Origin of the sequence: Labrenzia sp. THAF191a (assembly GCF_009363335.1) — a bacterium.
GTDB lineage: Bacteria > Pseudomonadota > Alphaproteobacteria > Rhizobiales > Stappiaceae > Roseibium > Roseibium algicola.
This window is the reverse complement of sequence record NZ_CP045333.1, coordinates 5703621-5730229: the sequence shown is the minus strand read 5'-3', so window position 1 is coordinate 5730229 and position 26609 is coordinate 5703621. Positions and strand designations below refer to the sequence as shown.

The window sequence follows — 26609 nt, the reverse complement described above, 5'->3', positions numbered from 1 at the left end:
GACGGGCCCTCGCCGAAAGGCAGGTGGAAGCAGCCTCCGGGGAATTGGGACGATTGGAAACAGGGAAGACTGAAGGCGGGACACAGCACCGTGTGCAGGCTTCTTGGCGCGATGAGGGTTATGTCTGATGGGGTGCAGCCTGGCCGCGGACACGTTTACGGCAGCGATGGGAAAACCGAATGCTGCTGAAGCTGGCAGGGTAGTCGGCAAACCATGCAGAAGACACAAGATGCCTAGGCAAGCTACGGGCAGCTTGCTAGACAAATGAATCACAGGATCATCAAACAGGCGCGCCATGGGCGAAAAAGACCAGCAGCACAAGTCCGCTGAAAGCGGCGGCGGAAAATCCGGCAAGCAGACAGGCGAAAAGGCGTCGGACAAAGCCGGGGCGAAATCCCGCGAAGACCGGCTGGCCGAAGCCCTGAGAGCCAATCTGCGCCGCCGCAAGTCTGCTGCCAAGACACGGGATGCCGACTGAGGACCAACGGCCGGATGTTCGGCAGGACTGTGTCGCCCCAAAATTGCCCGGTCGCAGCCGGTTGCGCGCCTTGCATGGGCCATAACTTGCGTGTAGACCGCACGTTTGATGTGAGTTTCTTGACGTATGCAAAGGGATGGCCGTGCGGTGAGCACGGTCCTGTTCGGGGAAAAACATGGACAGTATCAAGGTCGTTGGCGGTGCGGAACTGAATGGTGTCATTCCGATTTCCGGCGCGAAGAATGCGGCACTGCCGCTGATGATCGCATCGCTCCTGACGGATGAGACCCTGACGCTGTCGAATGTGCCGCGCCTTCGCGACGTTGCCCAGCTTATGCAGATCCTGTCCAATCACGGGGTCGATTACTCGGTGAACGGCAAGCGCAGTGGCCAGGATGACCTTGCCGGACAGACGCTGAACCTGACCGCCCGTGAAATCGTCGACACGACCGCTCCTTATGAGCTTGTTTCCAAGATGCGTGCCAGCTTCTGGGTTATCGGCCCGCTGGTTGCCCGCAGCCATGAGGCGCGGGTCTCGCTGCCTGGCGGCTGTGCGATCGGTACGCGGCCGGTAGACTTCTTCATCGACGGTCTGGCAGCGCTCGGCGCCGAGATCGAGATCGACGGCGGCTATGTCATCGTCAAGGCCCCGGGTGGGCTGAAAGGTGCTCGCGTCGAGTTTCCGAAGGTTTCCGTCGGCGCAACCCACACCATCATGATGGCGGCGACGCTGGCCAGTGGCGAGACGGAAATCGTCAATGCCGCGCGTGAGCCGGAAGTCGTCGATCTTGCCAAATGTCTGAAGGCCATGGGCGCGAAGATCGAGGGTGAAGGCACATCGACCATCCGCATCCAGGGTGTGCCGCGCCTTCATGGTGCGCATCACGCGGTTGTTCCGGACCGGATTGAAACGGGCACCTATGCCATGGCTGTTGCCATGACCGGCGGTGACGTTCTGTTGCAAGGCGCCCGTTCGGACCTTCTGGAAACGGCGCTCGAAACACTTCGCCAGACTGGCGCGGACATTACGCAGACCGCCGACGGCATCAAGGTTTACCGCAACGGCAACGGCATCCAGCCGGTAGATATCACCACCGAACCGTTCCCGGGCTTTCCGACCGACCTGCAGGCCCAGTTCATGGCCCTGATGACGAAGGCCGGCGGCACGAGCCGGATTACCGAAACCATCTTTGAAAATCGTTTCATGCACGTGCAGGAACTGGCTCGCCTTGGTGCCCAGATCCATGTGGACGGCCGCACGGCAATGATCGACGGCGTCTCGACCCTGCGCGGTGCTCCGGTCATGGCAACGGATCTGCGGGCGTCCGTCTCGCTGGTTATTGCCGGTCTGGCAGCAGAAGGCGAAACGACGGTCAGTCGTGTCTATCACCTCGACCGCGGGTTTGAGCGTCTGGAAGACAAGCTGACCCGCTGCGGCGCGAAGATCGAGCGCATCTCGGCCTGATAAAGCCATTGGATTACAGTGTAAAAACATGGGCGGCGTGGACTGCGCCGCACCCCATGTAATGCATTTTTCGCGAAATCTACTCCGCCGTTTGCCGCTTGATCACCCGGCCTCGTGACGTGAAAGAGGGGCCGGGACCGCCGCTGCCACTGGTCATGATGGCTTCTGCGATGGGGCTGAGGGCACCGCTATCCGACGACCACACGAGCAGGAAATTCGCCCCGACCCCGCCAGTGGTGTCGTTGATCGGGATCAGCACTGTTTTCGACTGCAGGGGTGCAAGGTCCACCGGCGCATCAAGCAGAGTGCGCAGCAAACTGCCATCCTCGTTGTGATAATCGACCTGCTGCAACGTTATGGTGGCCTCAGGGTCGACATTGTGGACGGCAAGTGTTGCCGCCAGAAGGTCGGACCTGTTCGGATGGGAAAAGACCCGCGAATAGGCCGGGACATATATGGTCTCACCCAGAACCTTCTCGGTAAAATCCTGTGACTGGACATCCATCGGCGTCTGGAAAAGAAGCAGGCTGCCTGCCAGCAGGCCGAGGCAGGTGGATCGTTTCAGCATTACGTGCCCATGCGTTCGTGTGATGGTAGGGTGTCGCCCTGATGGTACTGGCGTCACTTTCCAGAATGCGTGCCCTGATTGCAAGACGGAAGGCAGATGGCAGGTGATTACAAATCGACGCTTGGATAACCTGCGGGACGATATTGGAGCGACTGCATGAATGCACAGACAATCCGGTTTTTGGTCCAGCTGGCCTTTGCCTTCGCAGCACTGTTCGCTGTTGTCCTTGTTCCGGCGCCCTACGGGCCGTCTCTGGGCTTCTTCCTGCTTGTGTTCGGGCTCTGGCTGGGCCGGCGGATCTTCCGGCGGATTGCATCGCTGGACGAGGTCAAGGCGGATCTGCGCCAGCGGGTGGATGAAGGCCCTTGAGGGCTCCACGGTGCCGCAAGGCATGTTTCAGGGCATTGGAGATTGCCAAAACCGTTATTCCCCATTAGGCAACAGCCTTGGGACCGGGCAGGAAGTCGCTTATATGCGTCCTGCCAGACAACGCATGACCGGATCAGAACAAGAGCAAATGGACCAGCTGAAACTTGCCGCCCTTGACCAGGAAGACCTTCAGGTTCTTTCCGCCCATCTGCAGGACGCGGTGATCACCATCGCGGATATCCGCTATCTGCCGAAGGAGCAGAAGGCCGTGTTCGTGTTGAACCGGTTCGTGTGGGACAAGGAAGCCGACAAGCGATCGAAGGAACATGAGCGCCGCCGCACGGCGCTGGCCTTTGCGCAAGTCAGGGCCATGAAGGCGCAGAACATCAACCAGAAGGCCAAGGGTGCCGTCCTGGAACTGCTCGCCGTGACATTCGAGCCGGGCGAAGAGCCGGCCGGCACGATCCAGCTCGCCTTTGCCGGTGGTGGCAGCCTTGCGCTTGAGGTGGATTGCATCGAGGCGCAACTGTCGGACCTGGGCGCCGCATGGTCCACGCCGAACCTGCCGCAACACGACCTCAGCTGACCGCTCGCACGGAATGACAGACGGTGCACGGCACCGCACATGATGGAGAATTGCGTGGTTCTACGCCTTAACATCAACGACGCCCGCTTCGAAGACCAGTTCAAGGCTCTCCTTTCCGGCAAACGGGAAGTGTCGGAGGATGTCGACCAGATCGTCCGGGACATTCTCGAGCGTGTTCGCACCGAAGGCGACAAGGCAGTCCTCGACTATACGGCAAGGTTCGACCGGCTGCAGGCCGAGAGCATGGCCGAACTGACGGTGTCCGCCGCAGAAATTGACGCCGCGCTTGCAAAGGTGCCGCAGGAGACGCTGGACGCCCTGCAGCTTGCCCACGACCGCATTCATGCCCACCATGCCCGCCAGATGCCGAAGGACGACCGCTATACCGATCCAATCGGCGTGGAACTCGGTTCACTCTGGACCGCGGTAGAGGCTGTCGGCATTTATGTGCCCGGTGGTACCGCCAGCTACCCGAGTTCGGTTCTGATGAATGCCGTGCCGGCCAAGGTTGCTGGCGTTGAACGCATCGTCATGGTGGTGCCGAGCCCGGACGGGGTGTTGAACCCGCTGGTGCTGGCTGCCGCCAGAATTGCCGGTGTCACGGAAATCTATCGCATTGGCGGTGCACAGGCCGTTGCTGCTCTCGCCTATGGAACGCAGACCATTGCCCCGGTCGCCAAGATCGTCGGTCCGGGCAATGCCTTTGTGGCGGCTGCCAAGCGACGTGTCTTCGGCACGGTCGGCATCGACATGATCGCGGGCCCATCCGAAGTGCTGATCCTGGCCGACAGCGGCAACAATGCCGACTGGCTTGCTGCCGATCTGCTGGCACAGGCCGAACACGATACCGCTGCGCAGTCGATCCTGATCACCGACAGCGAAGATCTTGCAAACCAGGTGGAAGCTGCGGTCGAAGCGCAGTTGAAAACGTTGCCGCGTGAAGATGTTGCCCGTGCCAGCTGGCAGGATTACGGAGCAATCATCCTGGTGGACGATCTGGAGGCGGCAATGCCGCTAGCCAACCGTATTGCTCCTGAACACCTGGAACTTGCCGTTGCCGATCCGGAAGCGCTGCTGAAAAAGGTGCGCAACGCAGGCGCCGTGTTCCTGGGCCATTATACGCCTGAAGCCATTGGCGACTATGTCGGCGGGTCCAATCATGTGTTGCCGACCGCGCGGTCGGCTCGCTTTTCGTCGGGTTTGAGCGTGCTGGAATTCGTCAAACGCACCTCGATCCTGAAATGCAATGCGGATAACCTGCGTCAGCTCGGACCGGCGGCAATCGCTCTTGGTGAATCAGAGGGGTTGTCGGCGCACGCGCGCTCTGTTTCCATCAGACTGAATTTATAGCTCCCGATTTGAAGAAGAGGCTTCGACCAGATGAGCGAACCGCACCCGGATCCCGAACCGCAGCAAACCGGCGGAAAGCTGGTTGATGTGGTTTTGGACGAAGCCTCTATCGCCCGGTCCACACCGGAAGTGGAGCATGACCGTGCTGTTGCGATCTACGACCTGATTGAGGAAAACGCGTTTCAGCCCGTCGGACATCCGCCGGCGAGCTATGTTCTCAACCTGTCGGTAATCGAAAAGAAGCTGGTTTTCCGGATCAGGACCGATGACGACAGGGAAGTCGTCACTCATGTTTTGTCACTGTCTCCGCTGCGCAAGATCGTCAAGGACTACGACCTGATCTGCGAGAGCTATTACGAGGCGATCCGCCACGCGACACCGAGCCAGATCGAGGCGATCGACATGGGGCGGCGCGGGGTCCACAACGAAGGTTCTGCCATTTTGATGGAGCGGCTGGAAGGGAAGATAGAAGTCGACATGCAGACGGCACGACGGCTGTTTACCCTCGTTTACGCCTTGCACTGGAAGGGCTGACGGATATGGCCGGGCCGGGCATGCGTCCGACTGCGGTGCTTTTTGCCTGCGGAATGAACTCCGTACGCTCGCCCATGGCCGAGGCTCTGACGGCCAAACTCTTTCCCGGTCAGATTTATGTGCGTTCCGCCGGTGTCCGTTCCGGCAAGGTTGACCCGTTCGTGGACGCGGTCATGGCCGAAATAGGCGTCGACATGAGCCGGCACACGCCGAAGACATTCGAGGATCTTGACGAATCCGGGTTCGATCTTGTGGTCACTCTCGCTCCCGAGGCGCACCACAAGGCGCTCGACATGACGAGAACGGAATCGGTCGAAGTCGAATACTGGCCGACACTCGACCCCACCCTTGCCACCGGCAGCCGGGAGCAGATCCTGGGCGAATACCGGGCAGTGCGCGATCAGCTCATGATGCGCATCAAGAAGCGCCTGGACTGGGCGCCGCCGCCAAGCGGCTGAACCTGAAGGAACAAGATGAAATTCGAGATCACGTCCCCGGTCCTGACGGACCGGCTGGTACTGCGTCCTATGGAACCAGGCGATGCGGAGGCACTTCATGCCTACCAGTCTCTGCCGGAGGTTGCTCGTTTCCAGTTCTGGGAACCACGGAGCCTGGAGGAAATCCGGTCGAAACTGCCCAAATGGGCGGACATGAAGTGCCTGGATGGTGAAGGGACACTGGCCTTCGCGGTAGAGGAAAGGAAGGACGGTGGTGTCATCGGTGACGTTTCGCTGAGGGTGACGAACGTGGAGGCGCGCCAGGGCACGATCGGGTTTACTTTGAACCCTCAATATCAGGGTAGGGGCTTTGCCACGGAAGCCGGCCGCGCTCTGCTGCGCATGGGGTTCGAGGATCTCGGACTGCACCGCATCTTCGCCAGCTGCGATGCCCGCAACAACGCGTCCTGGGGGGTGATGGAACGCCTGGGCATGCGCAGGGAGGCTCATTTTCGCGAGCATGCCTTGTTCAAGGGCGGCTGGGACGAAGAGTTCTATTATGCAATTCTTGAAGATGAGTGGCGTGAACAGCAGGAAAATGCCGGGTTTTCCGGCGTAAATCCGGCAGGAAATGGTGATCGCAGGGGGTGATGCATAGGTTCTGGCAGTTTCTTTGCATAGCGGTGGAAAGAAAGGTTCACTTTCTGCCGCTAATCCGTTAGTTTCCCCGGCACCCGCGGGCAGGGCCCGCTTTATTCAGGATATCAAATGGCCAAAGAAGAAGCTCTGGAGTTTCCGGGCGTCGTAACAGAACTGTTGCCGAACGCGACGTTCCGCGTAAAACTGGAAAATGATCACGAAATTATTGCCCACACGGCAGGGCGTATGCGCAAGAACCGTATCCGCGTACTGGCGGGCGACAAGGTTCTTGTCGAAATGACCCCGTATGATCTTACCAAGGGGCGGATCACCTACCGCTTCAAGTAAGCGGATCCTTCAAGGTGACCCCGGCTGCAAGGCTCGCTCTTAGATGACCAATGCCCCTCAGTTGATCCTGGCCTCCGCTTCGCCGCGCCGCCTCGCGCTGCTGCAGCAGATCGGACTGGAGCCGGATCACCTCCTGCCGGCCGATATCGACGAAACGCCGAAGAAGCATGAAACACCGCGCAGTCTTGCGCTGCGCCTGGCGCGTGCAAAGGCTGAAGCCGTTCGTCAGATGGCCGATGCGTCCGAAGCGATGCAGGACAGTGTGGTGCTGGCTGCCGATACCGTGGTTGCGGTCGGCCGCCGGGCCTTGCCCAAGGCGGAGCTGACCGATCAGGCGCTCATGTGCCTGTCTCTCCTGTCGGGCCGTGGCCACCGGGTGTTCACCGGGGTGGCCGTTGCAGAGGCAAACGGCAAGGTCCGTTCCAAGCTTGTCGAAACCCGCGTGCGGTTCAAACGCCTGACGCGCAAGGACATGGACGACTATATTTCCTCCGGCGAGTGGCGTGGCAAGGCAGGCGGATATGCCATTCAGGGGCTCGCGGGAAGTTTTGTCGTCAAACTGGTCGGGTCCTACCCGGCGGTGGTCGGACTGCCCCTGGTGGAAACCGCGAACCTGCTGAGTTCGGCCGGCTACCCTGTTCATCAGGGCTGGGCGACAGCGGCGGCCTGAGGCTGTCGAGATCGTGTTCGGCAAGCCGATGAACCATCACCGGCTGCCTTTTCAGCAGTTGGCGCGAAGCTGAAATCCGGAGAGTGAAATGGCCGAAAGCCAGAAACCCGAACGGCGCATGCGCCCCTGTCCGATCTGCTCGAAATTGTCGACGCCGGACGATTATCCGTTCTGCTCGGATCGCTGCGCCAAGATCGATCTGAACCGCTGGTTCTCCGAGGGGTACACCATACCCGTGGTGGAGACCGACGATATCGACGAGAGCAATTTCCCGGACGAAGACCGCTCCTGACAGGCCTTGGCGCGTCATGTGATCCACCGGTTCGTTTGCCGGCGAAGCAGGCGCGAAGGCCTTGCCGGTATTCCAGGCAGAATTCGGAGCTTCAGTGCTCCTTTCCTGAAAATCTTCTCAAAAGTCCCTGAAAACCGCCGGCCACCGGAGTTTTCGGGAAGGCTTGCCATTTGCCTGTTCAGCCGGCTGTCACGGAACTTGGCTCGGCAGAGTTGGCGGGATTGAGCTATTTTTAGGCAGCGCTGCAAAAATATTTATCCAGCAAAATTTTTTTCAGTTTCGTGCCGCCAAACACTTGCAGCTGTCATAAAACTGCACCAAGATCTTTTTATACCGGCGATCCTGACGCCCTGAATTCCGGTTTTGTCCGGTAGGGTTGATGCCTTTTGTTGAGGGGCGTACGGGGTTTTTAAGAACACCGGGAAGCCGGCGTCAGGCGTCTCGTTCCTGATACGGCATAACCAACCTATCCAAGGGCGAGGGTCCGATGAAAAAACGTTTTCTGAGCGCCGCAGTGCTGTCCGTGACCACGGCACTGTCGACGGCAGCCTATGCCGATTATTCGCTGACGATCTTGCATACCAACGACTTCCACAGCCGCATCGAGCCGATCAACAAGTACGATTCGACCTGCGGTGAAGAGGACAATGCGGAAGGCAAATGCTTCGGTGGCACGGCGCGCCTCGACACGATCATCAAGGATCGCCGCGCGGCCAGCAACAACACGATCCTCGTCGACGGTGGTGACCAGTTCCAGGGCACGCTGTTCTATACCTATTACAAGGGCAAGGCTGCCGCCGAGTTCATGAACAAGCTCGGCTACGACGGTATGACCGTCGGCAACCATGAATTTGATGATGGACCTGAAGTCCTGCGCGGGTTCATGGATGCGGTCGAGTTTCCGGTCCTGATGTCCAACGCGGATGTCTCGAAGGAGCCTCAGCTTGCCGATGTGCTGAAGCCTTCGATCGTTATCGAACGCGGCGGTGAGAAGATCGGCCTGATCGGCCTGACGCCGGAAGATACAGATGAACTGGCCAGCCCCGGCGCGAATATTTCCTTCACCGATCCGGTTGCGGCCGTAACCCGCGAAGCGGAAAAACTTGCTGCCGAAGGCGTCAACAAGATCATCGTCCTCAGCCACTCCGGCTATAACGTCGACAAGGAAGTTGCTGCCAAGGCACCGGGCATCGACGTGATTGTCGGCGGCCACTCCAACACTTACCTGTCCAACACGTCGGACGATGCCGAAGGCCCGTATCCGACCATGATCGACGGTCCGGACGGAACGCCGACCGCTGTCGTTCAGGCCTACGCCTATGGCAAGTTCCTGGGCGAGCTGAACGTGACCTTTGACGACAATGGCGTCATCACGGAAGCTGCCGGCGAGCCGATCATCATCGACAACACCATCGTCGAAAATCCGGAACTTGTTTCCCGCATCAAGGAACTCGCCGAACCGCTCGACGAAATCCGCAAGGAAGTCGTTGCCCAGGCCGATGCTCCCATCGGCGCCGACCGGGAAGTCTGCCGGGCCCAGGCTTGCGAAATGGGGATCCTGGTCGCGGATGCCATGCTTGATCGCGTCAAGGGCCAGGGTGTCCAGATTGCCATCCAGAACGGCGGTGGTCTGCGTGCCTCCATCGACGCCGGTGAGATCACCAAGGGCGAAGTCCTGACAGTGCTGCCGTTCCAGAACACGCTGTCCACTTTCGAACTCAAGGGGTCCGACGTGATCGCGGCTCTTGAAAACGGCGTCAGCCAGGTGGAAGAGGGGGCAGGCCGTTTCCCGCAAGTCGCCGGTCTTAAGTATTCCTTCGACAAGACCAAGCCCGCCGGTGAGCGGATCTCCGATGTCATGGTGATGGAAGGCGACAGCTACGTTCCGCTGGATCCGGAAAAGGTCTACGGCGTGGTGTCCAACAACTACATGCGCGGTGGCGGCGACGGCTACAAGATCTTCGCAACCAACGGCATGAACGCCTATGACTTCGGCCCGGACCTGGCCGATGTGGTTTCCGAGTATCTTGCCGGCAAGAACGGTTACTCGGCCTACACGGACGACCGGATCACCGTGAAATAAGATCTTCAGGATCGTTGATGACTGTCAGAAGCGCGCCATCCGTGGCGCGCTTCTTTCGTTTGCATGTCGGTATTTGGAGGAGGTCGGGTGCGTACCGCAGCATAGAGGGGATGACTTGACTGTGGATCAGAGGGCCTCCGACCACGTGCCTTGTTGGGACAGAAGCCCAGATATAAGTGACACAGAACGAAACGATTTTACTCAGCCACGGGAAAGATATTGTTTTTCAGAAGGTTAGTGGGTCTGAAAGTTTTCAACAGGTGAGGTGAGGCCGTTCGGCAAAAAACTTTGCCGGGGTGCTGGACAAGGTTTCAGGGAGCCTCTATAAGGACCGGGCTTTCAGCGAACGGGGCTCGCCCCGGACCACTTGCAAGGCACGCCCAGATAGCTCAGTTGGTAGAGCAGCGGATTGAAAATCCGCGTGTCGCTGGTTCGATTCCGGCTCTGGGCACCACTCTCCCTCTATAGTTTGCCAAGTTTTTCAAGACGTTGCATCGCTTCGGCTTGCGATCTGCAATCACGCGAGTATCGTTTCGCCCGTGATTGCCCGCAGGACTTCGCGCGCCACGATACGGGCGACAGGCGTCAAAACCTGACCTTTTCGGGTCAGGAAGGAGTAGGTCTCAACCGACAAGGTGAGATCGCTTTCAAGGGCTGTGATCGTGCCCGGGCTTCCGTCTGCATTTTCAGCAAAACTTGAGGCAACCGATTGAGCGACAGCGGCAATCGCGTTGGTACGCTGAACAGTCGCGACCGTGAACAGGAACGAAGACGTCGTCAGCACCTTGGTGGGCAGACCAAGCCCCTTGTCGCGCAATGCCTGTTCCGTCGTGGTGCGGATCGGGGCGCCAACAGGCGGAAGCACCCAGTCAAAACCCAGGAGGGCTTCTGCAGGCACAGGGGCTGCGAGGCGGGTCAGCGGATGATCCGTCCGGGCGACCAAGCAGGCAGGTTCGCGCAGGAGAGGGCGTTCCTCGAACAGGTCCGGATCTTCATCCACCGGCACGCGGCTGAGGGAAAAGTCGAGCCGCCCGTCCTCCAGCATCGGTGCCAGATCGAGACTGGGACCGACTTCCACCGAAATGGAAATATCCGGGTAGCTGAGGCGCACGTGACGTATTGCGGGCAGGACATATTCGATTGCAGGGCCTGTCACAGACCCGATGCTGACGTGTCCGCTCTGGCCGGACTTGTGCTGTTCGATATCGCGCCCCGCATCGGCAAACTCCTGCAGGATGCGCACACAGCGTTCGGCCAGTTTGTTGCCGATCTCGGTCAACTCGATTCCGCGGCCCGATCGCACGTAAATGTCGGCTTCTGCCACGCGCTCAACCTCGGAAATCAGACGCGAAGCGGCCGGTTGCGACATGCCAAGAGCGCTTGCGGCGTCGGTGAGGCGAGTGTGTTTTGCAAGCTCCGCGAGCAATCGCAAGTGGGAGATTTTCATTCCCCGCCGCAGCAAGTCCAAGCTCATGGCCGATTTCCGTTATTTCATATCAATTAAGGTATGTAATGATAATGAATAATAATTTGACCGTCATGTTACTTTTCCATTTTGTACTCCCCGGCATCAACCCGTGAATGCCTGTGACTGAATTGGGCCGGCTGGGATCCGGTCCGGGAGGACGATATGAAATTTGTTTCCAAGGCGCTTGTCGCGGTAGCGGCAGCAGCAACCCTTATGTCCGGCGTGGCGCTGACCGGCGCGGCAATGGCCCAGGACAAAGGCTCCATCGGCATCGCCATGCCGACGAAATCTTCGGCACGCTGGATCTCCGACGGCAATTCCATGGTCGAGCAGTTCACCGAAGCCGGCTATGAAGCAGACCTGCAGTACGCAGAAGACGATATTCCGAACCAGCTCGCCCAGATCGAAAACATGATCACCAAGGGTGTGGACGTTCTGGTGATCGCCGCCATCGACGGCACCACGCTTTCCAACGCTCTTGAAAATGCGGCAGCATCCGGCATCAAGGTCATCGCCTACGACCGCCTGATCCGTGACAGCGGCGACGTCGACTATTACGCGACTTTCGACAACTTCAAGGTCGGCGTGCAGCAGGCAACGTCTCTCGTGAACGGCCTGAAAGAGCGGTTCGGCGACGGCCCCTACAATGTCGAACTCTTTGGCGGTTCTCCGGACGATAACAACGCCTATTTCTTCTACGACGGTGCGATGTCCGTTCTGCAGCCGCTGATCGACGATGGCACGATCGTCATCCAGTCCGGCCAGATGGGGATGGATACCGTCGGCACGCTGCGTTGGGACGGTGCAGTTGCACAGTCTCGCATGGATAACCTGTTGTCCGCTCACTACACCGACAAGCAGCTGCACGGCGCTCTCAGCCCGTATGACGGCCTGTCCATCGGCATCCTGTCTTCTCTCAAGGGTGTCGGCTACGGTTCCGGCGATCTGAAGATGCCGATCGTCACCGGTCAGGACGCCGAAGTCCCGTCCGTGAAGTCGATCCTGGCCGGCGAGCAGTACTCGACCGTTTTCAAGGATACCCGTGAACTTGCCCGTGTCACTGTCGGCATGGTTGATGCCCTGCTGGGTGGCGGCGAGCCGGAAATCAACGACACCACCACCTACGACAACGGTGTGAAGGTTGTTCCGTCCTACCTGCTGGAGCCGGTTTCCGTCGACGCCAGCAACTGGGAAGAGATCCTGATCGGCAGCGGTTACTACACTGCAGACCAGGTCAAATAAGAACGACAACACCCCGGAGCATCCTGCGTTCAACTGAGCGCTCACCACCGGATGCTCCGGCACTTTGGACGTGATCAGCTTCAGGAGGATCGATCCCATCCGATTGATCTTCCGCTGGTCCGGCAGCACTTACCACCCATCGACACGGCAATTCCGCTCTTCCTCGCAGTCCTGGAAGAGCGGAATGGACCCGGACCCTGATTGTCCGGCTCGGTGGGCGGGTCTTTCCTCGGAATTCGGAGAACGGGGTCGATGGCACTCCTTTCCATGCAGAACATCAGCAAGACCTTTCCCGGCGTGAAGGCGCTGGACCGGGTCAACCTGGATGTCCAGAAGGGCGAAATTCACGCCGTCGTCGGCGAGAATGGCGCAGGCAAATCCACACTGATGAAGGTTCTGTCCGGCGTCTATCCGCACGGTCAATATGACGGCGAGATTATTTTTGAAGGCGAACCGGCCCGGTTCTCCGGCATATCGGACAGTGAAAAGCAGGGCATCATCATCATTCACCAGGAACTTGCCCTGGTGCCGCAGCTTTCGATTGCCGAAAACATCTTCCTGGGCAACGAATGCGCCAGCAAGGGCGTGATCGACTGGCGGAAAACCAACCAGCGGACAGAAGAACTGCTCGCCAAGGTCGGTCTTTCGGAGCCCCCGACGACCAAGGTCGACTCCATCGGCGTCGGCAAGCAGCAGCTCGTCGAAATTGCAAAGGCTTTGTCGAAGGACGTCAAGCTGTTGATCCTGGACGAGCCGACCGCGGCACTGCAGGAAAACGACAGCCGCAAGCTGCTTGATCTCATGCTGGAACTCAAGGCGCAGGGCGTCACCAGCATCATCATCTCGCACAAGCTCAACGAAGTCCGATATGTCGCGGACAGCGTTACGGTGATCCGTGACGGCATGACCGTGTCGAACCTCGACGCCAAGGCAGGCTTGAGCGAGGACGATATCGTTCGCGACATGGTCGGTCGGGACATGACGCACCGGTTCCCGGAGCACAGCCGAACCCCGGGCGATGTCCTGATGGAAGTCACGGACTGGTCCGTCTGGCATCCCGAGCATTCCGAACGGCGCGTGATCAAGAACGCTTCCTTCAATGTCCGGGCAGGCGAGGTCGTCGGCATTGCCGGACTGATGGGATCGGGTCGGACCGAACTGGCCATGTCCATCTTCGGCCGGTCCTATGGCCGTAACATCAGCGGATCGGTGAAGCTCAAGGGCCAGCCGATTGATGTCAGCACCGTGGATCGGGCAATTGCAGCCGGCATCTCCTACGTCACCGAAGACCGCAAGGCCCTCGGACTGGTTCTGGACGAGACGATCCGGTTCAACACGACGCTCGCCAACCTGAACGGCGTTTCCTCCGGGCCCATCCTCAAGCGCAACGAGGAAACCCGCGTTGCCGAGAGATACCGGGAAGCGCTGGCGATCCGCACGCCGTCGGTGTTCCAGAAAACGGTCAACCTTTCCGGAGGCAATCAGCAGAAGGTGGTGCTGGCCAAATGGCTGTTCACCGCGCCGGAAGTGCTGATCCTGGACGAGCCGACCCGCGGCATCGACGTCGGCGCCAAATACGAAATCTACACCATCATCAACGACCTCGCCGCGCAGGGCAAAGGCGTGGTCATGATCTCGTCGGAAATGCCGGAACTGCTCGGCATGTGCGACCGGGTCTACGTCATGAACGAAGGGGCTCTCGTCGGTGAACTTGCCGCCGGCGATGCGAGCCAGGAGCGCATCATGTCGCTCATTGTCAACGAGTGAGAGAAAAACCCATGGAACTGGCTGATAGCGACACCAATGCGACGCCGGTCGTGAAGACCAAGGGCATCGGCGAGTATATCTCCTCGCATTTGCGGCAATACGGACTGCTGTTCGCGCTGATTGCGGTGATGGCCTTCTTCGAGGTGGTTACCGACGGCACGCTGCTGCGTGCGGTGAACATCACCAACCTGCTGCTGCAGAACTCCTACATCATCATCATGGCGCTCGGCATGCTGATCGTTATCGTCTCGGGCAACATCGACCTGTCGGTCGGTTCGGTGATGGGCTTCATCGGGGCGCTCGCCGCGGTCATGATCGTCAACTACGGCCAATCGCCGTACATCACGATGATCGTCTGCCTGGCCATCGGCGGACTGATCGGCGCTGCCCAGGGGTATTGGGTCGCCTATTGGAAGATACCGTCGTTCATCGTGACGCTGGCAGGCATGCTCGTCTTCCGCGGCCTGTCGCTCTGGCTTCTCGAAGGTCAGTCGGTGGGGCCGTTCCCGAAGGAATTCCAGATCATTGCCACCGGTTTCGTACCGGACATGTTCCCGGCCGGCATGGGGGAAGCACTGGCGGATCTCTTCGGAGCTCGCAAGGTCAATGTTCTTGCGCTCGCAACCGGTGTTGTGGCCGCAGCCCTTGTGGTCTGGATCGGCATGCGCCAGCGGGCACAGAACAAGGCCTACGGCATCGAGGATGAGCCGACGAGCTTCTTTGTCGCCCGCAACGTGATCATTGCTGCCGCACTGGTGTTCGTGATGTTCAAGCTGTCCCTGTTCCGCGGCCTGCCGAATGTGCTCATCACCATGGGCGTCCTTACGATCATCTATGCCTTCATCACCGAAACGACGACGGTCGGCCGTCGGATCTACGCACTCGGCGGCAACCAGAAGGCTGCCAAACTGTCCGGTATCAAGACCGAACGACTGACCTTCCTGGCTTTCACCAACATGGGCGTTCTGGCTGCTGCCGCGGGTCTCGTATTCGCTGCACGTCTCAACACCGCAACGCCCAAGGCCGGCTTCGCATTGGAACTGGACGTGATTGCGGCCGTCTTCATCGGCGGGGCGTCCATGTCCGGCGGGGTCGGCACCATCATTGGCGCGGTTGTCGGGGCTTTCCTCATGGGCGTGCTCAACAACGGCATGTCGATCATGGGCATCGGTATCGACTACCAGCAGATGATCAAGGGCCTCGTGCTGCTCGCAGCCGTAATTTTCGACGTCTACAACAAGAACAAACAGGGGTAACGCTATGCTGATTTCCCAGATCCTGGATGATGCCGGCAAACGTGCCGTGGTCGTCCGCAACGGCAGCGAAGCTTCTGTCCTGAAGGGAGTTGCCTCCACCTACGAGCTGGTTCAGGAAGCCATCGCAAAAGGCCAGAGCCTGACCGAATGCATCCGAGGACATGAACTTGGTGCGGCGGTCGACCTGGAACAGCTGGCCTCCGAAGGCCGGTTGCTGCTGCCGATCGATCACCCGGACGCAGCCCATATGCATCTGACCGGCACAGGGCTGACGCACCTGGGGTCCGCGGCAACTCGTGACGCCATGCACGCCAAGGCGAAGAACGACGATGCCAACGTCACGGACAGCATGAAGATGTTCCAGCTCGGCCTTGAAGGCGGTCGGCCGCAGCCGGGTCATGTCGGCGTCCAGCCGGAATGGTTCTACAAGGGCAACGGTTCCTGCGCGGTGGCGCCGGGCGGTGATCTTGTCAGTCCCGGTTTCTGCGAGGATGGCGGCGAGGAACCGGAGATTGCCGGGGTATATGTTATTGCCGAGGACGGAACGCCGTTCCGTGTCGGCTTCGCGCTCGCCAACGAGTTCTCCGATCACGTGATGGAGCGCCAGAACTATCTGTACCTGGCACATTCCAAGCTGCGTCCGGCCTCCTTCGGGCCGGAGCTGATGGTCGGTTCGCTTCCGGAGAAGGTTGAAGGTACCAGCCGGATCTACCGTGACGGCGCAGTGCTTTGGGAAAAGCCATTCCTGTCGGGCGAAGGCAACATGTCCCACACGCTGGCGAACCTGGAACACCATCATTTCAAGTATGACGTTTTCCGCCAGCCGGGCGATCTGCACGTACACATGTTCGGCACGGCAACGCTTTCCTTCGCCGATGGCATTGGCTGCCGGGAAGGGGACGAGGTCGAGATTTCCGCGCCGGGGTTCGGCGTTCCCCTGAAAAACCGCTTGGCTTTCAAGGCTGCGGAAGCCGGGGCGGCTCAAGTGAAGGTTCTTTAGATCATGGCATTCAAACCGGCGAAATGGCCGCGCAAACTGCGGTCGACCGAATGGTTCGGCGGCACCAGCCGTGACCACATCTATCACCGCAGCTGGATGAAGAACCAGGGTCTGCCGGACGACCTCTTCGATGGTCGCCCGGTTATTGGCATCTGCAACACCTGGTCTCAACTCACGCCCTGCAACGCGCATCTGCGCGATCTGGCGGAGCGCGTCAAACACGGGATCTACGAGGCCGGCGGCTTTCCGGTGGAGTTCCCCGTGTTCTCGACCGGCGAGAGCACGCTGCGTCCGACCGCGATGATGTTTCGCAACCTTGCCAGCATGGATGTGGAAGAGGCGATCCGCGGAGCACCACTGGATGGTGTCGTCTTGCTGGTTGGCTGCGACAAGACCACGCCTTCTTTGCTGATGGGCGCAGCCTCCGTCGATATTCCGGCAATTGTCGTCACCGGCGGCCCAATGCTGAACGGCTGGTTCCAGGGCGAACGGGTCGGATCCGGCACGCACCTCTGGAAATTCTCCGAGGCGGTGAAGGCTGGGGAAATGACCCAGGAGGAGTTTCTGGAGGCCGAGGCCGCCATGAGCCGGTCCCCAGGCAGCTGCAACACTATGGGCACGGCATCCACCATGGCCTCTATGGCCGAGGCGCTCGGCATGGCGCTGTCCGGCAATGCCGCCATCCCGGCTGTCGACAGCCGCCGCCGGGTGATGGCGCATCTCTCCGGCCGGCGGATCGTGCAGATGGTGAAGGACGATCTGAAACCGTCCGATATCCTGACCCGGGAAGCCTTCGAGAACGCCATCCGCACCAATGGCGCCATTGGCGGATCGACGAATGCTGTCATCCACCTGCTGGCCATCGCCGGCCGTGTCGGCATAGACCTCTCGCTTGATGATTGGGACAAGGCAGGTCGGGACATTCCGACCATCGTCAACCTGATGCCCTCCGGCAAATACCTGATGGAAGAGTTCTTCTATGCAGGTGGTCTGCCGGTGGTGATCAAGCGCCTCGGCGAGGCGGGCATGCTCAACAAGGATGCCATCACCGTTTCCGGCGAGACCATGTGGGACCAGGTCAAGGACGTGAAGAACTGGAACGAGGATGTCATCCTGCCGGCGGATAAGGCGCTGACCAGCCAGGGTGGTATCGCGATTCTGAAGGGCAACCTTGCACCCAATGGCGCTGTCCTGAAACCGTCTGCCGCGTCGCCGCATCTGATGCAGCACAAGGGCAGGGCAGTGGTCTTTGAGGATATCGATGACTACAAGGCCAAGATCAACGACGACACCCTCGACATCGACGAAACCTGCGTCATGGTGCTGAAAAACTGCGGCCCCAAGGGGTATCCGGGCATGTCGGAAGTCGGCAACATGGGCTTGCCGCCCAAGGTGCTGAAGAAAGGCATTACCGACATGGTCCGCATTTCGGATGCGCGCATGTCCGGCACGGCTTATGGCACCGTTGTCCTGCATACCTCTCCGGAGGCGGCTGCCGGTGGACCGCTGGCTGTGGTGAAAGACGGCGACATGATCGAACTGGATGTTGCGAACCGGACAATCCATCTCGACATTTCCGAACAGGAATTGTCCGCACGGCTTGCAGCATGGAAGCCGTCGCACCATGTTCCGGACAGCGGCTACGCCCGTCTGTTCCATGACCACGTCCAGGGTGCCGACACCGGCGCCGATTTCGACTTCCTGAAAGGCTGTCGCGGTTCCGCAGTGCCGAAGGATTCACATTGATGGCAGAAAAACTGGCGCTGGTGGGCATCGGCAAGATTGCCCGCGATCAGCACATTCCGGCAATTGCCGGTAATCCGGACTGGCAGCTGGAGGCGGCGGTCAGCCGTCACGCCGGCGTTGACGGGATCGATCACTTCCAGACGATCGACGAGCTTCTGGAAAAGCGGCCGGATATCACCACGGTCTCGCTCGCCATTCCGCCGCAACCTCGGTTCGAGTATGCGGCCAAGGCCTTGAAGGCCGGCAAGCATGTGATGCTGGAAAAGCCGCCGGGTCAGAGCCTGGCCGAATGCTATGCGCTGGAGGCACTTGCAAGGGAACACGGGGTGACGTTGTTCGCCACCTGGCACTCCCGCTACGCCGACAGCGTGCCGGCGCTGAAGGCATTCCTTGCCGAACGCACGTTGAAACGGCTCAAGATCACCTGGAAGGAAGATGTTCGCCGTTGGCATCCCGGCCAGGAATGGATCTGGGAGCCGGGTGGCATGGGGGTCTTCGATCCAGGCATCAATGCGCTCTCGATCCTGACCGAAGTTCTTCCCTATCCGGTTCACCTCACCGGTGCGACGCTGGAGTTTCCGGAGAACCGGGCAACGCCGATTGCCGCCGGGCTGACCTTCGCAGATCCGGTTGGTGCGGAAATGTCCGCCGATTTCGACTGGCGTCAGGAAGGACCCCAGACATGGGACATCGACGTTGAAACCGACCGGGGCGCCGCAAAGCTGTCACTTGGCGGTGAGAAGCTGGAAATCGACGGTGAGCCCGTTATACAGGGGGCGAACCATGAATATGCCAACCTCTACGTCCGTATGGCGGATCTGGTGAAATCGGGCACGAGCGACGTCGATCTCTCGCCGTTGATCCATGTGTGCGACGCCTTTTCTCTTGGGCGGCGCGTCATCACTGATCCGTTCGAATTCTGATCCATCTTCAAAACCAGAAGGTTTGACATGACTTTTATGCCTCACGGAAAGCAGCTTGTTGCAGGGCAATGGGTTGCTGGCGATGCAACATTCACCTCCGAACCGGCGCATGGCGCGTCTCACGCTTTTTCCGTCGGTACCGCCGACCAGGTGGACGCGGCCTGCCGCGCAGCGGAAGAAGCCTTCTGGAGCTATGGTTATTCCAGCAGTGAAGAGCGGGCGAAATTCCTCAATGCCATTGCAGACGAGATTGAAGCCCGTGCGGACGCCATCACCGAGATCGGCACTTCCGAAACCGGTTTGCCGGAAGCGCGTCTTCAGGGCGAGCGTGGTCGCACCACCGGCCAGTTGCGCCTGTTTGCCTCGCATATTCTGAAAGGCGATTATCTCGACAAGCGTCATGACGAAGCTCTGCCGGACCGTCAGCCTCTGCCGCGCCCGGACCTGAAGCTGGTCCAGCGCCCGATCGGACCGGTCGCGGTCTTTGGTGCTTCCAACTTCCCGCTGGCATTCTCGACCGCCGGCGGAGATACGGCATCGGCTCTGGCTGCCGGCTGCCCCGTGGTCGTCCGTGGCCACCCGGCCCATCCGGGCACCGGTGAGATCGTCGCCGAGGCGATCGCCGCAGCCATCAAGTCCTGCGGCCTGCATCCGGGTGTCTTCTCCTTCATCCAGGGCAATGGTTTCGAGGTTGGCCAGGCGCTTGTTCAGCACCCGCTGATCACCGCCGTCGGTTTCACTGGCTCCCTGCGTGGCGGCCGTGCCCTGTTCGACATGTGCGCACAGCGCCCGGTGCCGATCCCGTTCTTTGGTGAACTTGGTTCGGTCAACCCGATGTTCCTGCTTCCCGAGGCGCTCTCCGCTCGCGGCGAGGCAATTGCAAAGGGCTGGGCCGGATCGCTGACAATGGGTGCTGGCCAGTTCTGCACCAACCCGGGCGTTATCCTGGTGCTCGAAGGTCCGGATGCGGACGCCTTCGTTGCGACAGCAACAGAAGCCCTCGGCGGCATTGGCAAGCAGACCATGCTGACAGACGGAATTGCGGCCGCCTACCGGTCCGGTTCCAAGCGGGTTGCCGCTTCCAGCGGTGTCCGCGAACTGATCGGCACGTCCTGCGAGACCCGTGAAGCCGCGCCTTACGTCTTCGAGACCACTGGCGACAACTGGCTGGCCAACGAGGAACTGGGCGAGGAAGTCTTCGGCCCGCTCGGCATCGTGGTCCGCGTGAAGGATGAAGCACAGCTTCTGGAAATCGCCAAGAGCCTGGAAGGCCAGCTCACCTGCACGTTGCAGATGGATGCCGGCGACAAGGACCTTGCCCGCAAGCTGATGCCGGTGCTGGAGCGCAAGGCAGGCCGCGTGCTTGCCAACGGCTTCCCGACCGGTGTGGAAGTTGCCGACAGCATGGTTCACGGTGGGCCTTACCCGGCATCGACCAACTTCGGCGCCACCTCCGTCGGCACGATGGCTATCCGGCGCTTCCTGCGCCCGGTCTGCTACCAGAACCTGCCGGACGACCTGCTGCCGGCCAGCTGAGCCGGGTGGGCGATCAAATGACGACCTCATCCTGAGGAGGACCTTCAGGTCCGTCTCGAAGGATGGGCACCTTGCTCTGAACAAGTGGCCCATCCTTCGAGACGCGCACAAGTGCGCTCCTCAGGATGAGGCGTTTTTTCAAGTTTGAAGCCTCAGATATTCAGTTCGATCTTCCGGCCGGCCAGGATGACGGCGACCATGGCGTCATGAGCGGCCTTCGCGTCTCCGGCCTTGATGGCCGTGACGATGGCGCGGTGACGCTCGACGAACTCGTAGGTTTCCTGGTCGTTGCGCTCGTTGGCCTCGGCAATGAAGAGGGAGTAGAGCGCGGCCTGAACAAGATCTCCAAGCGATTGCAGGAAGCGATTGCCGGAGAGCTTCAGAATCATCTTGTGAAACTCCAGATCGGCCACGGCCACGGCAGCCCTGTCCTTGCCGCTGGCAAGGTTGTCGCAGAGTTTGGACAGGGTCACGCATTCCGCATCGGTTGCGCGCTTGGCGGCGCTGCCTGCCGCCGCCGGTTCGAAGATCAGGCGGATCTCGAACAGGTCTTCCAGAAACGGACGCTGGTTGTTGAGCGCAGCGTGCCAGCGCAGGACGTCCGGATCGAACATGTTCCATTCGGATGCGGGCCGGACATGGGTTCCAACCTTGGCTTTCGACTGGATCAGGCCTTTTGCGATCAGCGTCTTCTTCGCTTCCCGCACCACCGTGCGCGAGACGTCGAACATTTCCGAAATGTCCGGGTCCAGGGGGATCATCGTTTCCGGCGGATACTCACCTGCAACGATGGCTCTTCCCAGTTGCTCGACAACCTGATCGGTATGGTTTCCGATCTGGCTTCCCAACCCGCCGGTGGCGACGAAGGTCATGATTGCGCGGCGAACTCTGTCGCTGGTTTTCTGCGCAGTGTCGTTGCCCAAGTGAGTCCCTTCTGAAGCAAGATGAAGCCGAAGAGCAAACCGCCGATCACGATCTTTGTCCACCAGCTCGAAAGCGTTCCGTCGAACACGATAAAGGTTTGTATCAACCCCATGATCAAAATGCCAAAGAATGTGCCTGCGACAAAACCAGTGCCGCCGGTAAGCAATGTGCCGCCGATCACCACCGCCGCGATGGCGTCGAGTTCGACCCCGACCGTTGCCAGTGAATAGCCGGCGGACGTGTAGAGAGAGAAGATGATCCCGGCTAGTCCGGCAAGGCCGCCTGACGTGGCGTAGATTCCGATGGTGGTTCTTGCCAGGGGCACGCCCATCAGCCGGGCTGTCGACAGCCCGCCGCCAAGTGCATAGACATTCTGGCCGAAGCGGGTGCGGTGAGCGACGATGATCCCGACGAGGAAGGTCAGCAGCATGATCATGCCGGTGAGCCGGAAACGTCCACCGCCCGGAGCCTTCCAGTAAAGCGACTGCAGTGTGTCGTAGAACTCATGGGTGATCGGCACGCTGTCGGTCGACAGCACATAGGCCGCGCCGCGGGCCAGGAACATGCCTGCCAGCGTGACGATGAAGGGCGGCATCTCCAGATAGTGGATCATCGCCCCCATCGCCGCGCCGAAGGAAATGGTGATCGCCAGTACCAGGACAAAGGCGACCAGCGGATGGATCGAGGTATCCCTCAGGATCACAGCCAGAAAGACGCCGGTAAAGGCGATCACCGAGCCGACCGAAAGATCGATACCCCCCGAAAGGATCACGAAGGTCATGCCGACGGCGGCTATTCCAAGAAAGGCGTTGTCTGTCAGAAGGTTCGCGACGACCCGTGTCGACAGCATCGCCGGGTATTGCGACGCGCACAGCGTGTAGGCCAGCACGAAAGTCGCGATGGTGATCAGAAGCGGCAGATGAGTGGAGCGGATCATTGCGGGCTTTCTTTCGCTTCCTTGATGGGGTCGGACGGCTGGGGCTCCGCGGAAGCCCGCAAGATGTAAAGCGCGTGTTTCACGGTCGGAGACTGGATGACCAGGATCGCGATGATGATAAGTGCCTTGATGACCAGGTTGAATTCAGGCGGCATGCCGGACAGCAGGATCACCGAATTGACCGACTGGATGATCAGGGCTCCGAGCAGTGACGCCATGATCGAAAAACGCCCGCCAAGCAGCGAGTTGCCACCAATGACCACCGCAAGGATGGCATCAAGTTCCAGCCAGAGACCGGCATTGTTGGCGTCTGCCCCCTTGATGTCCGCCGCGACGATGACACCGGCCAGGGCCGCGCAGACACCGGAAATCAGATAGACCGAGATGATCAGCACACGGCTGTTGATGCCCGCAAGGCGCGAAGAGCTCTCGTTGATGCCGATTGCCTCGATCAGCATGCCAAGCGCGGTCTTGCGGACGACTGCCGCAACCGCGAGCCCAAGCCCGATCCAGATCAGGATCGGGGTCGGAATGCCCAGGATCGTGCCGGCGCCCAGGTGGATGAGGCCGGGATCCAGGAAGGTCAGGATCGTTCCCTCCGTCACCAACTGGGCAATGCCCCGGCCGGCCACCATCAGCACAAGCGTTGCGACGATCGGCTGAATGCGCAGGACAGCAACCAGCACGCCGTTCCACAGGCCGCAGATCGCACCGACGGCAAGCGCACCGGTAAGGGCGACGTGCCAGCCATGTCCATCCACGGCAAGGGAAGCGGCAACCGCACCGGCAATTGCCATGACAGCACCAACCGACAGATCGATGCCTCTGGTCGCGATGACCAGTGTCATGCCGATACACAGAAGGGCGGTTGGCGCGGCACGATTGAGCACGTCAATCAGATTGCCGAAGAGGCGCCCGTTCTGGAATTCTATCCGGAAGAAATCCGGGAATACCATGAAGTTCAGCATCAGAACGGCAGCCAGGATGATCAGCTGCGGGGTGATCCGACGGAGGGTGTTGTGAACATGTGCGGTCATCAAACGGCCTCCGCCATGGGTTCGTCGGCAATGGCCGCGACAATGTTGGAAGTCGTGATGTCGTCACCGGCAAGTTCGCAAACCTGACGCCGGTCACGCAGCACGATCACCCTGGTGGAATAGGCGACGAGCTCCTCCAGTTCGGACGAGGCCACAAGAAGCGCCATGCCGTCTTCGCGCAGCTTCTCGATAAGGGCGATGATTTCCGCGTGGGCGCCGACATCAATGCCGCGTGTCGGTTCATCCAGGATCAGGAAGGCCGGATTGGTCGCCAGCCATCTTGCCAGCAGTGCCTTCTGCTGGTTACCGCCAGAAAGCAGGCGGATTGGCATGTCCAGGCTGGCGAGGCGAATGTCGAGGGCCTTGACATAGGCTTCCGCCAGTTCATTGACCTTTGCTTTCGGTAGTGGCCGGAACCAGCCCTGGCGGGCCTGCAGAGCCAGAATGATGTTCTCCCGTACGGAAAGATCGCCGACGATACCGTCGCTCTTCCGGTCTTCCGGACAGAGCGCAAACCGGTGCGCGACGGCCTCACGCGGGTTCTTGATGGTGACCTTCTTGCCTTCCAGCAGCGCTTCGCCCTGGTCAGCCTGCACGGCACCAAAGATGATTTCGGCAGTTTCGGTACGTCCGGACCCCAGAAGCCCGGCAAGGCCGACGACTTCGCCCTTGCGCACGGTCAGGTCAAACGGCGTGATCATGCCGCGTTTGCCGAAGTTCGTCAGCTCGATCAATGTGTCGCCGGTTGCCGACGGGGCGCGGTCGTGGATGCGATCTTCCAGCTGCCGGCCGAGCATCAGCGTCACGATCTCGGTCTGGGTTGCGTCTGCAAGCTGACGGGTGCCAACCACACGGCCGTTTCTCAGCACTGTTGCCCGGTCGGAGATCTCGAACACCTGGTCGAGAAAATGCGTGATGAAGACAATGGCAAGGCCACGCGCCTTCAGTTTTTCAATGACCGAAAAAACAAGGTCGACTTCGTCCCGGTCGAGGCTGGCTGTCGGTTCGTCAAGGATCAGAACCTTGCCGGAAAGCTCGACGGCGCGGGCAATCGCGACCACCTGTTGTACGGCGACGGAATAGGCCGACAGCGGTTCGGCCGGATTGACGGAGAGGCCGAATTCGGCAAGCAGGTCCCGCGCCATCTTCATCATCTTGCGCTGGGAAATGAACCCGTGCCACATCGGCTGACGGCCGAGAAAAAGGTTCTCCGCAACGGTCAGGTTCGGTAGCAGGTTCACTTCCTGGTAGACGGTGCCGATACCCAGTTTCTGGCTGTCCTGAGTGCTGTTGGGCGAGATTTCCCGGTTGTTCAGGAGGATGGTGCCGGCATCGCGCCGATAGGCGCCGGTCAGGCATTTGATCAGGGTGGATTTTCCGGCCCCGTTTTCGCCGAGCAGCGCATGCACTTCACCCGGATAAAGGGTCAGGTCCACTGCATCCAGCGCTATGGCTCCCGGAAAGAATTTGGATATGCCCCGGCATTCGAGCACAGGGTCGGTTACGCTCGCCATGTATCGGCTTCCCCCGAAGTCGGACTTCCTGAACCTTGAGATGCCGGGCGGCAGGCCACCCGGCATCGGGATCGTTCTTAGTATCCCAGGTCTTTCTTCATCTCGTAGATGGCCATGTTATCATCTTTGAGCGTGTAGAGTTTGGACTCGGTCTGGATCCACTTCGGCGGCATCGTGCCATCTGCAAGGAAGGCTTCAAGCGCGTCCAGCGCCGGGCCAGCCATGTTCGGGGTCAGTTCGATCGTGGCATTGGCTTCGCCGTTTGCCATCGCCAGGTGGATGTCCGGAACACTGTCGATCGAGACGATCTTGATGTCCTCACCGGGCTTCAGGCCGGCTTCCTTGATCGCCTGGATGGCACCGACAGCCATGTCGTCGTTGTGAGCATAAAGGGCACAGATGTTGGCGCCGCCAACGGCCTTCAGGAAGCTTTCCATGACGACCTTGCCCTGGCTTCGGGTGAAGTCGCCGGTCTGGCTGCGGACAATGTTCAGATTGTCATGACCGGAAATCGCCTGCTCGAAACCCTTCTTGCGGTCGATGGCGGGGCTGGAACCGGTTGTTCCCTGAAGTTCGACGATGTCGCACTTCTCGCCGGCAGTTTCATCAACCAGCCACTGGCCGGCGACGCTGCCTTCGTGAACAAGGTCCGACGTGACGGCGGTCATGTAGAGATCTTCCGGTGCGTCGACAGTCCGGTCAAGCAGCACGACCGGGATCTCTGCATCCTTGGCTTCTTCCAGGACTTCGTCCCAACCGGTGGCAACCACAGGAGCGAGCAGGATCGCATCGACACCCTGTGCGATGAAGGACCGGATCGCCTTGATCTGGTTTTCCTGCTTCTGCTGGGCATCGGCGAATTTCAGATCAATGCCGCGCTTTTCAGCTTCCTGCTTGGTGACAGTTGTTTCAGCTGCACGCCAACCGGATTCAGATCCGATCTGCGAAAAACCGATGGTCAGATCGGCAGCCATGGCGGTCATCGGGACAAACGACATTGCCCCGGCAATAAGCATTGCCTTGAGTTTCATAGGGTCTCCTCCACAAGGTATATTCTCCTCACAAAAATCATTAAGTAATACTTTATTACTTTTGTAAAGCGAGTAGCGTTGTGCGGTGCGAACGGGATAGGTAAGTATCTGTAATAATGAAAAAAATAACGATCTGGATTGCATCTTTCCTTCGTCGTTCCCGGACCTGATCCGGCAATCCACGCCGATGCGGGGCCATTTCCGGGAGGCGTGACAGAGGTCAGGAATCGGCATGGAAACCACGGTCAAGCCATGGGGCAACGAGGAAGGTATGTGGCTCGCCATTGGTCCTCCCGCTCCAAGTCAAGATCCAGGGTACAGTACACACCACCGTGTGGAATTGCCGAGAGCGGCAAGGATGTTGTTCTGTGGCCCTGCTTTCTCGAGGGAGCTGCCCTGAAAACGACAA

Annotated in this window: 26 protein-coding genes and 1 tRNA gene; 20 read left to right on the top strand and 7 right to left on the bottom strand. The window is 59.9% G+C overall.

Translation table 11 applies throughout. From position 1 onward, the window contains the following. Positions 1–295: 295 nt before the first annotated feature. Positions 296–478, top strand: coding sequence for a hypothetical protein (locus FIV05_RS26315; RefSeq protein WP_152511542.1), 183 nt, complete (start codon positions 296–298; stop codon positions 476–478). Positions 479–653: 175 nt separating this feature from the next. Further along, on the top strand, positions 654–1943 hold the full coding sequence (gene murA / locus FIV05_RS26310; protein WP_062489663.1) for a UDP-N-acetylglucosamine 1-carboxyvinyltransferase: 1290 nt from the start codon (positions 654–656) through the stop codon (positions 1941–1943). Positions 1944–2022: 79 nt separating this feature from the next. On the opposite strand, the gene FIV05_RS26305 is transcribed toward murA, so the two are convergent. Then, positions 2023–2511 (bottom strand): DUF3124 domain-containing protein, encoded by a 489-nt coding sequence (locus FIV05_RS26305; protein ID WP_152511541.1) that lies wholly within the window; start codon positions 2509–2511, stop codon positions 2023–2025. A gap of 156 nt (positions 2512–2667) precedes the next feature. Here FIV05_RS26305 and FIV05_RS26300 point away from each other — a divergent pair, with 156 nt between their 5' ends. From FIV05_RS26300 to FIV05_RS26250, 11 genes are all read left to right on the top strand, one after another. Then, positions 2668–2880 (top strand): hypothetical protein, encoded by a 213-nt coding sequence (locus FIV05_RS26300; protein ID WP_022999898.1) that lies wholly within the window; start codon positions 2668–2670, stop codon positions 2878–2880. A 148-nt stretch (positions 2881–3028) separates the two neighbouring features. Beyond that, a complete protein-coding gene (locus FIV05_RS26295; RefSeq protein ID WP_152511540.1) occupies positions 3029–3466 on the top strand; it encodes a DUF2948 family protein in 438 nt (145 codons plus the stop codon). A 42-nt stretch (positions 3467–3508) separates the two neighbouring features. Then, a complete protein-coding gene (gene hisD / locus FIV05_RS26290) occupies positions 3509–4816 on the top strand; it encodes a histidinol dehydrogenase (RefSeq protein ID WP_077293138.1) in 1308 nt (435 codons plus the stop codon). A 30-nt stretch (positions 4817–4846) separates the two neighbouring features. Then, positions 4847–5350 carry a UPF0262 family protein gene (locus FIV05_RS26285; RefSeq protein WP_152507233.1) on the top strand — a complete coding sequence of 168 codons (504 nt, stop codon included), beginning with the start codon at positions 4847–4849 and terminating at the stop codon, positions 5348–5350. A 5-nt stretch (positions 5351–5355) separates the two neighbouring features. After that, positions 5356–5808, top strand: coding sequence for an arsenate reductase ArsC (locus FIV05_RS26280; RefSeq protein ID WP_022999902.1), 453 nt, complete (start codon positions 5356–5358; stop codon positions 5806–5808). Between the two features lie 15 nt (positions 5809–5823). Continuing rightward, complete coding sequence (locus FIV05_RS26275; RefSeq protein WP_152511539.1) at positions 5824–6438, top strand: GNAT family protein; 615 nt, start codon at positions 5824–5826, stop codon at positions 6436–6438. 117 nt (positions 6439–6555) lie between these two features. Next, positions 6556–6774: a translation initiation factor IF-1 gene (gene infA, locus FIV05_RS26270; protein WP_006939340.1), complete on the top strand. Its 219-nt coding sequence runs from the start codon at positions 6556–6558 to the stop codon at positions 6772–6774. A 43-nt stretch (positions 6775–6817) separates the two neighbouring features. Then, positions 6818–7444 (top strand): Maf-like protein, encoded by a 627-nt coding sequence (locus FIV05_RS26265; RefSeq protein WP_006939342.1) that lies wholly within the window; start codon positions 6818–6820, stop codon positions 7442–7444. 88 nt (positions 7445–7532) lie between these two features. Further along, positions 7533–7736 (top strand): DNA gyrase inhibitor YacG, encoded by a 204-nt coding sequence (gene yacG, locus FIV05_RS26260; RefSeq protein WP_031268946.1) that lies wholly within the window; start codon positions 7533–7535, stop codon positions 7734–7736. Between the two features lie 487 nt (positions 7737–8223). After that, complete coding sequence (locus tag FIV05_RS26255) at positions 8224–9819, top strand: bifunctional metallophosphatase/5'-nucleotidase (RefSeq protein WP_152511538.1); 1596 nt, start codon at positions 8224–8226, stop codon at positions 9817–9819. Between the two features lie 378 nt (positions 9820–10197). After that, positions 10198–10273 (top strand) — tRNA-Phe (locus FIV05_RS26250). A 63-nt stretch (positions 10274–10336) separates the two neighbouring features. Here FIV05_RS26250 and FIV05_RS26245 read toward each other — a convergent pair. After that, entirely contained in the window at positions 10337–11293 is a 957-nt protein-coding gene (locus FIV05_RS26245) for a LysR substrate-binding domain-containing protein (RefSeq protein ID WP_152511537.1), read from the bottom strand. Between the two features lie 156 nt (positions 11294–11449). Between FIV05_RS26245 and chvE the strand changes: the two genes are divergently transcribed. The 7 genes from chvE to FIV05_RS26210 all read left to right on the top strand — a co-directional run bounded on the left by chvE (position 11450) and on the right by FIV05_RS26210 (position 20757). Further along, positions 11450–12529 carry a multiple monosaccharide ABC transporter substrate-binding protein gene (gene chvE, locus FIV05_RS26240; protein WP_022999981.1) on the top strand — a complete coding sequence of 360 codons (1080 nt, stop codon included), beginning with the start codon at positions 11450–11452 and terminating at the stop codon, positions 12527–12529. Between the two features lie 252 nt (positions 12530–12781). Next, complete coding sequence (mmsA, locus tag FIV05_RS26235) at positions 12782–14296, top strand: multiple monosaccharide ABC transporter ATP-binding protein (RefSeq protein ID WP_152511536.1); 1515 nt, start codon at positions 12782–12784, stop codon at positions 14294–14296. A gap of 11 nt (positions 14297–14307) precedes the next feature. Then, the gene (mmsB, locus tag FIV05_RS26230) at positions 14308–15552 is read left to right on the top strand and encodes a multiple monosaccharide ABC transporter permease (RefSeq protein WP_152511535.1); all 1245 of its coding nucleotides are present in this window, start codon (positions 14308–14310) and stop codon (positions 15550–15552) included. 4 nt (positions 15553–15556) lie between these two features. Further along, positions 15557–16552, top strand: a complete 996-nt coding sequence (gene araD1, locus FIV05_RS26225) for an AraD1 family protein (protein WP_152511534.1) — start codon at positions 15557–15559, stop codon at positions 16550–16552. Between the two features lie 3 nt (positions 16553–16555). Beyond that, a complete protein-coding gene (araD, locus tag FIV05_RS26220; protein WP_152511533.1) occupies positions 16556–18298 on the top strand; it encodes an L-arabinonate dehydratase in 1743 nt (580 codons plus the stop codon). Beyond that, positions 18298–19221, top strand: coding sequence for a Gfo/Idh/MocA family oxidoreductase (locus FIV05_RS26215; RefSeq protein ID WP_152511532.1), 924 nt, complete (start codon positions 18298–18300; stop codon positions 19219–19221). The genes araD and FIV05_RS26215 overlap by 1 nt, the downstream gene beginning before the upstream one ends. A gap of 27 nt (positions 19222–19248) precedes the next feature. Next, positions 19249–20757 (top strand): aldehyde dehydrogenase (NADP(+)), encoded by a 1509-nt coding sequence (locus FIV05_RS26210; protein ID WP_152511531.1) that lies wholly within the window; start codon positions 19249–19251, stop codon positions 20755–20757. 152 nt (positions 20758–20909) lie between these two features. Here the strand turns inward: FIV05_RS26210 and FIV05_RS26205 are convergent, their stop codons facing one another. The 5 genes from FIV05_RS26205 to ytfQ all read right to left on the bottom strand — a co-directional run bounded on the left by FIV05_RS26205 (position 20910) and on the right by ytfQ (position 26200). Continuing rightward, a complete protein-coding gene (locus tag FIV05_RS26205; RefSeq protein ID WP_209009797.1) occupies positions 20910–21680 on the bottom strand; it encodes a FadR/GntR family transcriptional regulator in 771 nt (256 codons plus the stop codon). After that, a complete protein-coding gene (gene yjfF, locus FIV05_RS26200) occupies positions 21626–22615 on the bottom strand; it encodes a galactofuranose ABC transporter, permease protein YjfF (RefSeq protein WP_055659490.1) in 990 nt (329 codons plus the stop codon). Before yjfF ends, FIV05_RS26205 begins: the two co-directional genes overlap by 55 nt. Further along, positions 22615–23655, bottom strand: a complete 1041-nt coding sequence (locus FIV05_RS26195) for an ABC transporter permease (RefSeq protein ID WP_152511530.1) — start codon at positions 23653–23655, stop codon at positions 22615–22617. Before FIV05_RS26195 ends, yjfF begins: the two co-directional genes overlap by 1 nt. Then, entirely contained in the window at positions 23655–25169 is a 1515-nt protein-coding gene (locus tag FIV05_RS26190; RefSeq protein ID WP_152511529.1) for a sugar ABC transporter ATP-binding protein, read from the bottom strand. The genes FIV05_RS26195 and FIV05_RS26190 overlap by 1 nt, the downstream gene beginning before the upstream one ends. A 77-nt stretch (positions 25170–25246) precedes the next feature. After that, the gene (gene ytfQ, locus FIV05_RS26185) at positions 25247–26200 is read right to left on the bottom strand and encodes a galactofuranose ABC transporter, galactofuranose-binding protein YtfQ (RefSeq protein ID WP_152511528.1); all 954 of its coding nucleotides are present in this window, start codon (positions 26198–26200) and stop codon (positions 25247–25249) included. Between the last annotated feature and the right edge of the window lie 409 nt (positions 26201–26609).

Coding starts and splice junctions, on each gene's coding strand:
- FIV05_RS26265 (WP_006939342.1), top strand. CDS start 6,818: ATGACCAATGCCCCTCAGTTGATCCTGGCCTCCGCTTCGCCGCGCCGC.
- FIV05_RS26255 (WP_152511538.1), top strand. CDS start 8,224: ATGAAAAAACGTTTTCTGAGCGCCGCAGTGCTGTCCGTGACCACGGCA.
- murA (WP_062489663.1), top strand. CDS start 654: ATGGACAGTATCAAGGTCGTTGGCGGTGCGGAACTGAATGGTGTCATT.
- FIV05_RS26280 (WP_022999902.1), top strand. CDS start 5,356: ATGGCCGGGCCGGGCATGCGTCCGACTGCGGTGCTTTTTGCCTGCGGA.
- infA (WP_006939340.1), top strand. CDS start 6,556: ATGGCCAAAGAAGAAGCTCTGGAGTTTCCGGGCGTCGTAACAGAACTG.
- mmsA (WP_152511536.1), top strand. CDS start 12,782: ATGGCACTCCTTTCCATGCAGAACATCAGCAAGACCTTTCCCGGCGTG.
- ytfQ (WP_152511528.1), bottom strand. CDS start 26,200: ATGAAACTCAAGGCAATGCTTATTGCCGGGGCAATGTCGTTTGTCCCG.
- FIV05_RS26195 (WP_152511530.1), bottom strand. CDS start 23,655: ATGACCGCACATGTTCACAACACCCTCCGTCGGATCACCCCGCAGCTG.
- FIV05_RS26305 (WP_152511541.1), bottom strand. CDS start 2,511: ATGCTGAAACGATCCACCTGCCTCGGCCTGCTGGCAGGCAGCCTGCTT.
- FIV05_RS26300 (WP_022999898.1), top strand. CDS start 2,668: ATGAATGCACAGACAATCCGGTTTTTGGTCCAGCTGGCCTTTGCCTTC.
- FIV05_RS26210 (WP_152511531.1), top strand. CDS start 19,249: ATGACTTTTATGCCTCACGGAAAGCAGCTTGTTGCAGGGCAATGGGTT.
- FIV05_RS26275 (WP_152511539.1), top strand. CDS start 5,824: ATGAAATTCGAGATCACGTCCCCGGTCCTGACGGACCGGCTGGTACTG.
- FIV05_RS26215 (WP_152511532.1), top strand. CDS start 18,298: ATGGCAGAAAAACTGGCGCTGGTGGGCATCGGCAAGATTGCCCGCGAT.
- FIV05_RS26285 (WP_152507233.1), top strand. CDS start 4,847: ATGAGCGAACCGCACCCGGATCCCGAACCGCAGCAAACCGGCGGAAAG.
- yacG (WP_031268946.1), top strand. CDS start 7,533: ATGGCCGAAAGCCAGAAACCCGAACGGCGCATGCGCCCCTGTCCGATC.
- hisD (WP_077293138.1), top strand. CDS start 3,509: ATGGAGAATTGCGTGGTTCTACGCCTTAACATCAACGACGCCCGCTTC.
- FIV05_RS26315 (WP_152511542.1), top strand. CDS start 296: ATGGGCGAAAAAGACCAGCAGCACAAGTCCGCTGAAAGCGGCGGCGGA.
- araD1 (WP_152511534.1), top strand. CDS start 15,557: ATGCTGATTTCCCAGATCCTGGATGATGCCGGCAAACGTGCCGTGGTC.
- mmsB (WP_152511535.1), top strand. CDS start 14,308: ATGGAACTGGCTGATAGCGACACCAATGCGACGCCGGTCGTGAAGACC.
- FIV05_RS26190 (WP_152511529.1), bottom strand. CDS start 25,169: ATGGCGAGCGTAACCGACCCTGTGCTCGAATGCCGGGGCATATCCAAA.
- chvE (WP_022999981.1), top strand. CDS start 11,450: ATGAAATTTGTTTCCAAGGCGCTTGTCGCGGTAGCGGCAGCAGCAACC.
- FIV05_RS26245 (WP_152511537.1), bottom strand. CDS start 11,293: ATGAGCTTGGACTTGCTGCGGCGGGGAATGAAAATCTCCCACTTGCGA.
- araD (WP_152511533.1), top strand. CDS start 16,556: ATGGCATTCAAACCGGCGAAATGGCCGCGCAAACTGCGGTCGACCGAA.
- FIV05_RS26295 (WP_152511540.1), top strand. CDS start 3,029: ATGGACCAGCTGAAACTTGCCGCCCTTGACCAGGAAGACCTTCAGGTT.